This is a genomic window from Derxia gummosa DSM 723 (assembly GCF_000482785.1).
Taxonomy (GTDB): Bacteria; Pseudomonadota; Gammaproteobacteria; order Burkholderiales; family Burkholderiaceae_E; genus Derxia; species Derxia gummosa.
Map to the genome: position 1 here is coordinate 108,281 of NZ_AXWS01000018.1, position 12,333 is coordinate 120,613.

10 protein-coding genes are annotated in these 12,333 nt (G+C 66.1%); 5 read left to right on the plus strand and 5 right to left on the minus strand.

Translation table 11 applies throughout. The features are described 5' to 3' along the window. The first annotated feature begins 21 nt into the window (after positions 1–21). Positions 22–828 (plus strand): indole-3-glycerol phosphate synthase TrpC, encoded by an 807-nt coding sequence (gene trpC / locus H566_RS0116985; protein ID WP_028312370.1) that lies wholly within the window; start codon positions 22–24, stop codon positions 826–828. On the opposite strand, the gene H566_RS25955 is transcribed toward trpC, so the two are convergent. The 3 genes from H566_RS25955 to H566_RS0117000 form a co-directional block, all read right to left on the minus strand. Then, positions 820–2,670 carry a M61 family metallopeptidase gene (locus H566_RS25955; RefSeq protein WP_051378903.1) on the minus strand — a complete coding sequence of 617 codons (1,851 nt, stop codon included), beginning with the start codon at positions 2,668–2,670 and terminating at the stop codon, positions 820–822. The genes trpC and H566_RS25955 overlap by 9 nt on opposite strands. A gap of 110 nt (positions 2,671–2,780) precedes the next feature. Then, complete coding sequence (locus tag H566_RS0116995; protein ID WP_028312371.1) at positions 2,781–4,187, minus strand: serine/threonine protein kinase; 1,407 nt, start codon at positions 4,185–4,187, stop codon at positions 2,781–2,783. Positions 4,188–4,189: 2 nt separating this feature from the next. Continuing rightward, the gene (locus H566_RS0117000) at positions 4,190–4,930 is read right to left on the minus strand and encodes a metallophosphoesterase family protein (RefSeq protein ID WP_028312372.1); all 741 of its coding nucleotides are present in this window, start codon (positions 4,928–4,930) and stop codon (positions 4,190–4,192) included. Between the two features lie 241 nt (positions 4,931–5,171). On the opposite strand from H566_RS0117000, the gene pdxY reads away from it, so the two are divergent. The 3 genes from pdxY to H566_RS25960 all read left to right on the plus strand — a co-directional run bounded on the left by pdxY (position 5,172) and on the right by H566_RS25960 (position 8,558). Beyond that, positions 5,172–6,065 carry a pyridoxal kinase PdxY gene (gene pdxY, locus H566_RS0117005; RefSeq protein WP_028312373.1) on the plus strand — a complete coding sequence of 298 codons (894 nt, stop codon included), beginning with the start codon at positions 5,172–5,174 and terminating at the stop codon, positions 6,063–6,065. Continuing rightward, positions 6,062–7,660 (plus strand): L-aspartate oxidase, encoded by a 1,599-nt coding sequence (gene nadB / locus H566_RS0117010; protein ID WP_028312374.1) that lies wholly within the window; start codon positions 6,062–6,064, stop codon positions 7,658–7,660. The genes pdxY and nadB overlap by 4 nt, the downstream gene beginning before the upstream one ends. 124 nt (positions 7,661–7,784) lie before the next feature. Beyond that, positions 7,785–8,558 (plus strand): oxygen-binding di-iron domain-containing protein, encoded by a 774-nt coding sequence (locus H566_RS25960; protein ID WP_034412071.1) that lies wholly within the window; start codon positions 7,785–7,787, stop codon positions 8,556–8,558. Between the two features lie 176 nt (positions 8,559–8,734). Here H566_RS25960 and nadC read toward each other — a convergent pair whose 3' ends face one another. Both nadC and nadA read right to left on the minus strand, forming a co-directional pair. Further along, a complete protein-coding gene (gene nadC, locus H566_RS0117020; protein WP_028312375.1) occupies positions 8,735–9,622 on the minus strand; it encodes a carboxylating nicotinate-nucleotide diphosphorylase in 888 nt (295 codons plus the stop codon). Positions 9,623–9,645: 23 nt separating this feature from the next. Further along, positions 9,646–10,806, minus strand: a complete 1,161-nt coding sequence (gene nadA, locus H566_RS0117025; RefSeq protein ID WP_034412072.1) for a quinolinate synthase NadA — start codon at positions 10,804–10,806, stop codon at positions 9,646–9,648. Positions 10,807–11,002: 196 nt separating this feature from the next. Between nadA and H566_RS0117030 the strand changes: the two genes are divergently transcribed. After that, positions 11,003–12,145 (plus strand): branched-chain amino acid ABC transporter substrate-binding protein, encoded by a 1,143-nt coding sequence (locus tag H566_RS0117030; protein ID WP_028312377.1) that lies wholly within the window; start codon positions 11,003–11,005, stop codon positions 12,143–12,145. Positions 12,146–12,333: the final 188 nt, after the last annotated feature.

Sequence of the window (12,333 nt, forward strand, 5' to 3'; positions counted from 1 at the left end):
AGCCTTCGCTGCCCAGATCTTATGAGCGACATTCTCAAGAAAATCCTGGCAACAAAGCACGAAGAAGTCATTGCCGCCAGGCAGCGGCAGAGCTTCGTGGAACTTGACGTAGACGCACGCTCCGCAGCTCCGCCCTTGGGTTTTGCGCGTGCGCTGATTTCCAAGTCCGAGTGCGGAATCGCTGGTGTGATCGCTGAGGCCAAGCGCGCATCGCCTTCCAAGGGGCTCTTGCGTGAATCATTCGATGCCGCGGCCATTGCACGAAGCTATGAGCTGCATGGGGCAGCTTGCATGAGCGTATTGACCGATCGCGACTACTTCAGGGGCGATGCTGCCGATCTTAAGGCTGCGCGTGCTGCGTGCCGGTTGCCGATCATTCGCAAGGATTTCATCGTCGACGAATGGCAGATCGCCGAGGCGCGTGCCTGGGGGGCGGATGCCATTCTCCTGATCGTCGCCGCGCTTGATGACTCTCAGTTGGCGGCTCTTGAGTCCACGGCGTTCGACTATGGCTTGGACGTGCTCGTCGAGGTGCACGATGGGGCCGAGCTTGAGCGTGCGCTCAAGCTACGGACTCCGCTGGTTGGCATCAACAACCGCAATCTGCGCACGTTCGAAACCAGTCTGGCAACGACGCTCGGGCTGCTAGCCCAGGTTCCCGCGGATCGTCTCGTGGTGACCGAGAGTGGAATCCTTTCCGCGGCGGATGTCGAACTGATGCGCGGTGCCGGCGTCAACAGCTTTCTGGTCGGAGAGGCGTTCATGCGTGCGCCGGAGCCAGGTGAGGCCCTGGCCAGATTGTTCGGGTTCGGCACGGCCTCACGCTGATTTGCTACGGCGCCTCGTTTTCGGAGGTGCGGCTTCGAGCCAGGCGTTGCTGAGCGTGGGGTCGATGCCCGGGCGGAGTTCAACGGCGGACTCACTCGAGCCCAGGCGCAACTGGCGCTGGAACAGCTGGTCGCGCCGGAAGCCGGTGACCTCGACGATTTCACCAGGCTGATGCCGTTCCGTCAGGGGGCCAAGATTTGTATGCGTGACCCGGCGTCCGTTGATGGCGACGATCACGTCGCCGGCAGATAAGCCCGCGCGCATGGCGGCGCTATCCCGGTACACGGTGGTGATAAGGCAGTCGCTGCCCGAACTGCGCGTCTTGATACCCAGAGATGCGGCAGTCGAGGTCTTGCTCGCCGAGTCGATGCCGATGCTCCCTAGCAGTGCCGCGAGCGGAAGGTCGTCGCAGCCATAGGCAAATGCGTGGACAGCATCGTGCACGTCGACGCCGGTGGCTTCCATAACCAATGTCGGAAATTCATCTTCTGCGAGTCCATGGCGTCCGTCGGGCGACAGGCTGTAGAAGTCGCGGCCGAGGCGCTGCCAGAGCAGGCGCATCACGTCATCGAGGGAATGCCTGCCTGCTGATTCGCGGCGGATGAGCAGGTCGAGCGCGAGCGCGACGAGCGAGCCCTTCTGGTAGTAGCTGACGATCTCGTTGGGCGAGTTCTCGTCCTGGCGGTAGTACTTGGTCCAGGCGTCGAAGGAGCTGTCGGCCACGCTCATGCGCAAACGGCCGGGGCCGCGCGCGACATCGTTGATCGTCTTGGTCAGCATGCGCAGGTATTGCGGGCGATCGACGAGGCCGGTGCGCACGAGGAAAAGATCGTCGTAGTAGCTCGTGAAGCCTTCGAAGATCCACAGCAGGCGGGTGTGCTGTTCGCGGTCAAAGTCGTAGCGTGCAAACGCTTGCGGCTTGATGCGCTTGACGTTCCAGGTGTGGAAGTACTCGTGCGACACCAGCCCGAGGAAGTTGCGATAGGCGTCGCTCGTTTCGGACTTGTCGACGGTGGGCAGACTTTCGGGCGTGCAGATAAGCGCAGTCGAGGCGCGGTGTTCCAGACCGCCATAGCCATCCGGCACGGCGTTGACCATAAACACGTAGCGGTCCATCGGCGCCTTGCGCGACTTCGGCTCGAAGAAGGCGATCTGGGCTTCGCAGATGCGCTTGAAGTCCGCCGCGATCCGGGCGCGGTCGAGCTTGCCGTCCGCGCCGCTGATGGCAACGCCGTGTGGCACGCCGTGGGCCTCGAACTCGATCCAGTCGAAATGGCCCAGTTCGACCGGATGATCAACGAGTTCATCGTAGTCGGCGGCGACGTACCGGCCGAAGCCCATTGGCCGGGCGGCCCCCTTGCCGCTGTCGGGCCGCAGCGCGGTGGCGACCTTCCATGACGCGAGTGCACCGCCCGGCGCTTCGATGTCGACGCTGACCGGCTCGTCCTCTCGCCCGACCACGCGCAGGAACACGCTCGTGCCGTTGAAGAAGCCGCGCGTGTCATCGAGCAGCGCCGCGCGCACGCTCGCATCCCAGGCATAGACCTCGTAGCGCAGCAGCACGCCGTGCCTGCTGGCCGCGACGCGCCAGGTCTGCTTGTCGAGCTTGGTGAGGGCGAGCCTGCGACCGGCCTTTGCACCATCGGCGCCAAGTGCGCGAGCCTCGATCGACACGATGTGGCGCGCGAACTCGCGGATCATGTAGCTGCCGGGAATCCACGCGGGCAGGGCAACCGTCACGTCGGCGGCGGCATCGGCCGGCGGGTCGATGGCAAGCCTGACTTCGAACAGATGCGCTTCGGGGTGGCGGGCTGCAATCGTGTAGCGGATCGACGCGGGCATGGCGGAGGCTGGATGTGTTGATGAACAAGGGACGCAGACGAGCGCGGGTCACGGGCAGCACGTCTCGCGCGCCGGCAGCGGGCCGACGCTAGCACAGCCTCTGCCGCGCCTCAGTTCACGCGCACCACCGTCACCGTGCATTCGGCGCGCGAGACGACCGCGGTCGAGACGGCGCCGAGATAGCGCTTGAGCGCGCTCGGCCCACGCGAGCCGATCACGATCTGGTCGACGCGGTTGTCGGTCGCGTACTGGAGCAGCGCGTCGGCGAGGTCGGGCGACTCGAGCACGTGGAAGGTTGCGCGTCCGGGCGGCAGCCCGAGCGGCCTGGCCCAGTGCTGAAGCTCGATCAGGCGGCGCACATGCAGGTTGCGGCCGTCGCTGTCGGTGGTCTGATCCATGCCAATGCGATTGGTGCGCAGCACTGTCACGCAGGCGACGCGCGCGTTCGGCAGCGCCTGCATCGCCTGGCGAACCATTGCGCGCACCGCGTCGGCGAGTGCTTCGTGTTCCTGGGTCACGTCGATCGCGGCCATGATGATCGGCGCGCGGGCCAGTTGCGTGGAAACCGACTGCGCCGCCTCCTCCGGCGTCATCGCGCGCAAGCGCTTGCGGAAGCCGTCGAGCCAGCCGTTGCCTTTGGTGCGGTCGGCGCGGTCGGTGAGCTGCACCTCGTCGGGATGCGCGAGATCGAACGCGAGCTGGGCCGCGCTGCCGTAGCGCTCCTCGGGATCGACTTCGAGGCAGCGCAGGATCACCTCCTGCAGCCAGGGTGCGATCTCCGGCCGCAGCTTGCGGGGTGGCACCGGCAGCTGCCACAGCCGCTTGCGCAGGCCCGACACCGTGCTCGGAAAGCCGAACGGCCGCTGCCCGGTCGCGAGGTGGTACAGCAGCACGCCGAGCGAGAACAGGTCGCTGCGCGGATCGGTGCGCTGGCGCAGCACCTGTTCCGGCGAGATGTATGGGCCGGTACCCATCGGCACGCGGAATTCCTCGGCCAGCAGGTCGGGCAGCCGCTCGTGGCGCGCGAGGCCGAAGTCGATGAGCACCGCCTGCGCCGGCTCGCCGTCCGGGCCGCGCCGGAACATCACGTTGCTCGGCTTGATGTCGAAATGGATCACGCGCTGGTGATGCAGCGCATGCAGCGCGGTCGCCACCAGGCTACCAATGCGCGCCACCTCGTCGAGCGGCAGCGGCGCCTGGTCGAAACGCGCGCGCAGCGAATCGCCGTGCAGCATTTCCATGACGATGTAGGGCTGTTCCTCGAAGCCGCCAGCGCCGAGATAGCGCGGCACATGCGGCCCGGTGAGCACCGGCATGATCATCTGCTCGACCTCGAAGCTGACGATGCCGGTCGGGTCGGACGGATCGCTGAGCGCGGGCGTCTTCATCACCGCCGGCTCGGGCAGGTCGTCGCGCGTGACCTTCCAGAGCGCGGCCATGCCGCCGCTGTGCAGATGCGCCTCGATGCGATAGCCGTCCACGAGCATGCCCGGCGCGAGCTTGCGCACGCCCAGCATGATCAGCGGCCGATTGCGGAAAGATCGCCGGGCGCGGCGAAGCCGGCTGCGCGCACCTTGGCGGCGGCGGCCGGATGGTCGTAGGGCACGCGCTGCGTCGTGAGCAGGCCCGTCACCTCGTCGAACAGCGCATAGCAGGCGGCCGGATTGCCGTCGCGCGGCTGGCCGCAGGAACCGGGCAGCACGAGCCAGCGCCGCGCCGCGCTCAGGGGCAGGGCGCTGCCCGGAATCGGCGCAAAGTGCTCGACCCGCTGGTTGATGCCCATGTGATAGACGGCCGGCTGATGCACGTGGCCGCAGAAGGTGATGCGCGCTTTCGTTGCACGCATGCTGCGCCCGGCCTCGACTACGCCGTCGATGTACTCGAAGCCGTCGGGCTTCCACGCGTTGGCATGCACATAGAGCAGCGGGCCGTCCTCGACCTCGTAGGGCAGGGCGGCGAGAAACTCCGATTGCGCCAGCGTGAGTTGGGCGCGCGTCCAGTCGAGCGCGCGCTGGGCTGGCGCCGACATCGGCGTGCGCAGGCCGCCGGTCGCGGCGAGGTCGTGATTGCCGATGACGGCGGTGGCGCCGGCCTCGACCAGCGCCATCACCTTGTCCACCACCCAGCCCGGGTCGGCGCCATAGCCGACGAAGTCGCCGAGCAGCACGTGGCGCGTGGCGCCCAGACGTTCTGCATGAGCCAGGCAGGCCTCGAAGGCCTCGCGGTTCGCGTGGATGTCGGTCAGGATCGCTGTCATCATCGTTGTGTTCTCCTCGCTCTTCTCCGGGGTCGATTGTGCCTGCGCGAACCCGACGCGCCGTTTGCATGAACCCCCGGGCAAGCCCGTTGTCGGAAGGCGCGGATGTCGCATCGTGGCGCGCGCATGCACACGGCAGAAGGCGCCGCGGCCACGCGACATTCGTCACGGCGTCATAATTTCAGGCTGGGCCGACGAGGCGTTCGCGTCGATCGCCGTCGAGCCCGGTCGCCAAAGCCATCCGATGAACACCGCTACCCTCGACACCGCAACGCCGCCACTGGTGCTGTCCATCCAGTCGCATGTGGCTTGCGGTCATGTCGGCAACGCCGCCGCGGTCTTCCCGATGCAACGTCTCGGGATCGAACCGCTCGCCATCCACACCGTGCAGTTCTCCAACCACACCGGGCATGGCGCCTTCACCGGCCAGGTGTTCACGGCCGAGCATGTGCGCTCCATCGTCGATGGCTTGCGCGCGCGCGGCATGCTCGCGCGCTGTCGCGCGGTGCTGTCGGGTTATCTGGGCGATGCCGCCATCGGCGAGGTCATCCTCGACGCGGTGCGCGAGATCCGCGAGGCGCGCGGCGCCGTCGCCGACGACTTCATGTACTGCTGCGATCCGGTCATCGGAGATGTGGGGCGCGGCGTGTTCGTGCGCGAGGGCATCACCGAATTCCAGCGTGACCGCGCCGTGCCGATGGCCGACGTGATCACGCCCAACCAGTTCGAGTTCGAGCAGATCGTCGGCCGGCCGCTCGATTCCACCAGTGATGCCGCCGCGCTCGCGCGCTCGCTCGGGCCGCGTGTCGTCGTCATCACCAGCCTGCGCACGCCCGACGTGCCGGCTGGCGCGCTACGGACGCTGTGCGTGGCCGGTCCGCACGCCTGGAAGATCGACACGCCCTACATCGACATCGACCCGCTGCCCAACGGCATGGGCGACGTGTTCTCGGCCGTGTTCCTCGGCATGCTGCTGCACGGTGCGCGCTATCCGAAGGCGCTGTCGCACGCGGTGCGCGTGCTCTACGCGCTCGTGAGCAAGACGCCGCCGGGCAGCCGTGATCTTCCCCTCGTGGCCGAGCAGAACGAGATCGTCTGGCCCAGCGAGGACTTCGAGCCCGAGGCACTGCCGGCATGAACATGAATACGCAATACAGCTTTGACGTGGTGGTGGTCGGCAGCGGCCTCGCGGGTCTGTCGGTGGCGCTGCATCTGGCCGCGCACCGCAAGGTCGCGGTCGTGACCAAGCAGGCGCTGCTCGACGGCGCGAGCAACTGGGCTCAGGGCGGCATCGCGGCGGTACTCGACGCGGGCGACAGCATCGATGATCACGTGCGCGACACGTTGGTCGCCGGCGCGGGCCTCTGCGACGAGGCCGCCACGCGCTTCATCGTCGAGCACGGCAAGTCGGCGATCGCCTGGCTCATCCGCCTGGGCGTGCCCTTCACGCGCGATGCGACGACCGAGTTCGGCTACCACCTCACGCGCGAGGGTGGGCACAGCCATCGCCGCATCATCCATGCGGCTGACGCGACGGGGCATGCGGTGCAGGTCACGCTCGAACAACTCGTGCGCAACCAGCCGAACATCACGCTGTTCGAGCATCACATGGGCGTCGATCTCATCGTCGAGGAGGGACGCTGCCGCGGCATGTACGTGCAGGACGAGCAGACCGGTCACGTGCACACGCTCGCGGCCTCGGACACGGTGCTGGCCTGCGGCGGTGCGGGCAAGGTCTACCTCTACACGACCAACCCCGACACCGCGACCGGTGACGGCATCGCGATGGCCTGGCGCGCCGGCTGCCGCGTGAGCAACATGGAGTTCATCCAGTTCCACCCGACCTGCCTCTACCACCCCTACGCCAAGAGCTTTCTCATCAGCGAGGCGGTGCGCGGCGAGGGCGGCATCCTCAAGCTGCCGCCAGGCGCGGGCAAGGACGCCGGCAAGCGCTTCATGCCCGAGCATGACGCGCGGCTCGAACTCGCGCCGCGCGACATCGTCGCCCGCAGCATCGACTTCGAGATGAAGAAGCGCGGCCTCGACTATGTGCATCTCGACATCAGCCATCAGTCGCCGGAGTTCGTGAAGGAACATTTTCCGACCATCCACGCGACCTGTCTCGGCTTCGGCATCGACATCACGAAGGAGCCGATTCCGGTCGTGCCGGCGGCGCACTACACCTGCGGCGGCGTCGTCACCGATCTGGCCGGCCGCACCGACGTGGCAGGCCTCTACGCCGTGGGCGAGACCGCCTGTACCGGCCTGCACGGCGCCAACCGGCTCGCGAGCAATTCGCTGCTCGAATGCTTGGTGCTCGGCCGCTCGGCCGCCGACGACATCCTCGCGCGTCCGCCGCGTCCGCCGCGCGCGCTGCGCCCCTGGGACGAAAGCCGCGTGACCGATGCCGACGAGGAAGTGGTCATCACTCAGAACTGGGACGAGCTGCGCCGCACGATGTGGAATTACGTCGGTATCGTGCGCACGACCAAGCGGCTGGAGCGCGCGAAGGCGCGCATCGAGCTGCTGCGCCACGAGATCGATGACTACTACGCCAACTTCCGCGTCACGCGCGACCTGCTTGAACTGCGCAATCTGGTGGAAGTGGCCGCGCTCATCGTCGATTGCGCGATGGGGCGACATGAAAGCCGCGGCCTGCACACCACGCGCGACTGGCCCGCAACCGCCGATGTGGCTGTGCCCAGCGTGCTTGTTCCGCGCGCGAAAACGTGAGGTTGGTCACGCGGTGAGCGGGTCCCCGCAGGTGTGCCCGGCACCGTTGACAACTGTCAATCGACCGTGATCGCGACGGCATTTACCGTGTCCGTCCGCCTTTATCCGACCACCGGAGTCACCCATGTCCGTCGAGCTGTATCGCGACGCGCAGCACGCCTGTCTGATGTTCACCGACCTCGGTCACGAGAGCGACCAGGCCGTCCAGTCCAACCAGTTCCTGATCATCAACAACGGTACGGGCGCGATCATCGATCCGGGCGGCAACCTCGCCTACAACGAGCTCTACCTGGGCGTGACGAGCCATTTCCCGCTGAGTCAGCTGTCCGCCATCGTCGCCTCGCATGCCGACCCCGACATCATTGCCTCGCTCGACCGCTGGATGACCAGCACCTCGTCGGCGACGCTCTACATCTCGAAGATCTGGGATCGTTTCGCGCCGCACTTCTGCAAGCGCGGCAAGACCGACGGCCGCATCGTCGGCATCCCCGACCAGGGCATGCGTATTCCGCTCGGCACGAGCGAACTCATCGCGCTGCCGGCGCACTTCCTGCACGCCGAGGGCAACTTCCAGTTCTACGACCCGATCAGCAAGATCCTGTTCTCGGGTGACTTGGGCGCGTCCTTCGGCGCTGGACTCGACATGCGTGCGCCGATCACTTCGCTCATGCCCCATCTGCCGCGCATGGAGGCCTTCCATCGGCGCTACATGGTGTCGAACAAGGTGCTGCGCTACTGGGCGCGGATGGTCAAGCCACTCGATATCCGGCTCATGGTGCCGCAGCACGGCGCCCCGCTCGCGGGGGCGGCGATCGGCGAATTCATCGACTGGGTGCAGACGCTGGCCTGTGGCGTCGACCTGATGAACGAGCAGCACTACTCGCTACCGGCCCGCTGAACTGCGGGGCGGGTGCCGAGCGAAGGCGCGCCCGCTCACCCACTGCATGGTGGGCGCCGTCGTGTCCGCCATCGGCCCACTGGCCGCCTCGTGCCCTCGCGCGGCATGCAGGCTGCTGCGGCTCATGGCATCGGGTTCAGGTGCCGGAGGCGAGTTCCGCTGCTCTGGCCGGTAGCTCAGCCGATGATGCGTAGCGAGAAGTCGGTCGCGCGCAGATCCTTGGTCAGACCGCCGATCGAGATGCGGTCCACGCCTGTCGCAGCGATGGCGCGCACGGTGTCGAGATTGACGCCGCCCGAGGCTTCGAGCAGCGCACGCTTCTGACCGCGCCCGTCATTGATCGCCACGGCCTCGCGCATCGCCCCGGTGCTGAAGTTGTCGAGCAGTACTGACTTCGCGCCCGCTTCGAGCGCCTCGCGCAGCTGGCTCAGGTTCTCGACCTCGATCTGCACCGGCACCTCGTCGCCGAGCGCGAAGGCTGCCGCGAGCGCCGGGCCGATGCCGCCGGCGGCGGCGATGTGGTTCTCCTTGATCAGCACCGCGTCATACAGGCCGAGTCGCTGATTGACGCCACCGCCAACGCGCACCGCGTACTTCTGCGCGAGCCGCATGCCGGGCAGGGTCTTGCGCGTGTCGAGGATGCGGGCGCGGCTGCCCGCGACGTCGGCGATCGCATCGACGAAGACGTGCGTCGCGCTCGCCGTGCCCGACAGCAGTTGCAGTAGGTTGAGCGCGCTGCGTTCGGCGGTGAGCAGGCTGCGTGCTGGGCCTTCGATCGTGCAGACGACGGTGTCGGGCGACAGCAGCGCGCCCTCGTCGGCCTGCCAGTCGACGCGAATGCGCGCATCGACCCGGCGCATCACCGCGTCGAACCACGGTCGGCCGCAGAGCACGGCGCGTTCGCGCAGCAGCACGCGGGCCTTGAAGACATCGTGCTCGGGAACGAGCAGGCCGGTCAGGTCGCAGGCGCCGACATCCTCGGCGAGCACGGTGGCCACGTTGCTATCGAGCGCCGCCTGCAATGCGGCATCCCAGCCGAAGCGGGAATCGGGCGTGTTGGGCATGGAGTTTCCGAAGTGAGCGCCGATCAGGCCGGACCGAAGCCTTGCGAACCTTCGCTGGTGAAGGCGGGTGCGGGCTTGCGGGCATGGGCGGCGGCGAAGTCGAGCATGCGGTCGATCGCCACCTTGGCCTCGCGGCCGAGCGCAGGATCGACGTTGATCTCATGGTCGGGCACGGCACCGTGTTCGGCTGCTTCGAGCAGGCGCACCAGGCCTTCGAGGCCATTCATCGCCATCCAGGGGCAATGCGCGCAGCTCTTGCAGGTGGCACTGTTGCCGGCGGTCGGCGCCTCGACGAAGTGCTTGCCGGGCGCGGCGGCGCGCATCTTGTGCAGGATCGCCTTGTCGGTCGCGACGATGAATTCGGTCGCGTCGCTCTTGACGGCTGCCGCGATGAGTTGCGAGGTCGAGCCGACCACATCGGCCTGGGCCACGACGGCGGCCGGCGATTCGGGATGCACGAGCACCTTGGCCCCCGGGTGTTCCTGACGCAGCAATTCCAGTTCGACGCCCTTGAACTCGTCATGCACGAGGCAGGAGCCCTGCCACAGAAGCATGTCGGCCCCGGTCTGCTGCTGGATGTAGCCGCCGAGATGCCGGTCGGGCGCCCAGAGGATCTTCTTCCCCTGCGCATGCAGGTGCTTGACGATTTCGAGGCCGATGCTGGAGGTGACGGTCCAGTCGGCGCGCGCCTTCACGGCAGCGCTCGTGTTGGCGTACACGACGACGGTGCGGTCCGGATTCGCGTCGCAGAAGGCGGTGAATTCATCGACCGGGCAGCCGAGGTCGAGTGAGCAGGTCGCGTCGAGGTCGGGCATGAGCACACGCTTGTCGGGACTCAGTATCTTTGATGTCTCTCCCATGAAGCGCACGCCTGCGACGATGAGCGTCTGCGCCGCATGGTCACGGCCGAAGCGGGCCATTTCGAGCGAGTCGGCGACGCAGCCGCCGGTTTCCTCGGCCAGATCTTGCAGATCACTATCTACATAGTAGTGAGCGACGAGAACAGCATCCCGCCGGGCCAGCAGGTCGCGGGCGCGTTGCCGCAGTTCTTGCCGACGTTCGGTGGACAGCGGTTCCGGCACACGCGCCCAAGCCTGGGCGACGATGGGGGCCGGCGGTACGCAGACTGGGCCGTCGGCGTTGTCAAGCGGGGCCGGGCGTTCGAATTCGATGGTTTGCAGCATGGCGCGAAACAGTCGAGGGAGAGGCGAGGGCGCGAGTATCCCACCGCTCCGGAAGAGCTTTGTCCGCTGCGTTCGCGCGCTGTCGCGCAAGTGTGGCGGACGCCATCGCGTGCTGTCGTTCAGGGCACGGTCGCACGAAGGGAACTGGTGTCTAATCGGATTGGTTCAACTGTGTGCCAACCCCTGGAGGATTCGAATGCACAAGTTTGCGGGCATGCTGCTTCCGGCGTTCTGTGTGCTGGCCGTGGCCAGCAATGCCGAGGCTCAGGAAGCGGTGATCAAGATCGGTCATGTGGCGCCGATGTCGGGCGGCCAGGCGCATCTGGGCAAGGACAACGAAGCTGGCGCCAAGCTGGCGATCGAGGATCTCAACAAGGCCGGCATCACCATCGGTGGCAAAAAGGCCAAGTTCGTGCTTGTGTCCGAAGACGATGGCGCTGATCCGCGTCAGGGCACGGCCGTTGCCCAGAAGCTGGTTGACGCGAAGGTGGTGGGCGTCGTCGGGCATCTGAATTCCGGTACCTCGATCCCCGCGTCCAAGATTTATTACGACGCAGGTATTCCGCAGATCTCACCGTCGTCAACTGCGCCCAAGTACACGCAGCAGGGCTTCAACACAACTTTCCGGGTGGTCGCCAATGACAGCCAGCTCGGGGCTCGACTCGGTCAGTACGCAGTCAGTCAGCTCAAGGCTAAGAAGGTTGCGGTGATCGACGATCGCACTGCCTACGGACAAGGCGTCGCGGATGAGTTCTCCAAGGCTGCCAAGGCGGCAGGCGCGGCAATCGTTGCCACGCAGTTCACTACCGACAAGGCGACAGAGTTCAGCGCCATCCTGACCGCAGTGAAGTCGGCTGCACCGGATGTCGTCTTCTATGGCGGCATGGATGCTCAGGCGGGGCCCCTTCTGCGGCAGATGAAGCAACTCGGCATCAATGCAAAGCTGATGGGAGGAGACGGTATTTGTACTGAGGGGCTGGTCAATCTCGCGGGAGATGGCATGGCCGACGGTCAAGTCATCTGTGCAGAGGCTGGCGGCGTGACCGGCGAGGAAGAGAAGGGCATGGAAGCTTTCCGCGCTGATTTCAAGAAGCGTACGGGCGGCGAGGTGCAGCTGTATGCCCCCTACGTATATGACGCTGTCATGGTGCTGGCTGACTCGATCAAGAAAGCTGGATCCGCTGAGCCGGATCGATATCTGCCCTACCTCGCGAAGGCCGACTACAAAGGCGTGACCGGACGCATTTCTTTCGATAGCAAGGGAGACATCAAGAACGGGTCACTGACGCTTTACAGCTACAAGGCAGGTAAACGTGAACGCATCGCAGTCGTGAAGTAATCGCCGAAGACATTGGCGCAAATTGTCGTTAGCTTCGTGTTTTTCGCAACATTTATCGGGTCAATGAAGCATAATAGAAGCCTTCTTGCCCTTCAGCTTGCGCTGACGGCGCGAGTTGACTATAGTTGCTGGCTCACCTGTTGCTGAACACGACGGGTTGCCGGCGAGTCTGGCGGTGGCGAAAAGTT